Raw genomic sequence first — 644 nt, 5'->3', positions numbered from 1 at the left:
CCTGCCGTACATTGCGCGCTTGAGGGTCTTGAGGCGGTTGATCTGACCTTCGGCCTGTCCGTTGCTCCAGGGCAGCTCGATGGCGTTGTTGACGGCATCGATGTCTCTGCGCAAAACACGGGCGAATCGCATGATCGGAATGATGTCGGAGTCGATTGCATCGTCGATCCAGGGGTCCAGTGTTTCCGACCTCTTGCTCCGAAGGATACCGTTGAAGCGCATTGCCAGGCGTCGCATCTCGGCGAATGCGTCAGATCCCTGCTTCAGGGCGTCGACTTTCCTTGCTTGTCGAGGCGTCAGCAGGCCTCTTGGCTTAATGCACAGCGCCGCGGCAACAACTGGCGAAATCGCGTGGCCGGTATCCGGACCTCGAACGGGTCCCAAGCTGATCGCCACCGAAGGAACATCATCGGCGCGCACTCTTTTCGGCCCACCGCCAAGCTTCCAGCAGTCGCTCCAGATTGGAGAAGCTGCCGGTGTAGCCGCGCTGCTTGACATCATGAAAAAGATGCCGTCCGCAGCGGTTCCCTTCTTCCAGCATTGGGCAGGGAACGTATCAAAGCACCATGGTGATGTGGGGTTCAAATGCTGCTCGCCGCCTATCTGGCGGAGCCTTGAACTTGAGCCACTTCGCTACGCTGCGA

The 644-nt window shown here is 59.2% G+C and carries 1 pseudogene; it reads right to left on the bottom strand.

Annotated features, from left to right (window positions below):
* Positions 1-644, bottom strand: a pseudogene (locus AC0L15_RS33230) (transposase); the annotation flags it as partial.

This window comes from Mesorhizobium sp. WSM4846 (assembly GCF_055811415.1).
Note: the sequence above shows the minus strand (reverse complement) of the source record. Positions and strands in the feature narration are given on the sequence as shown.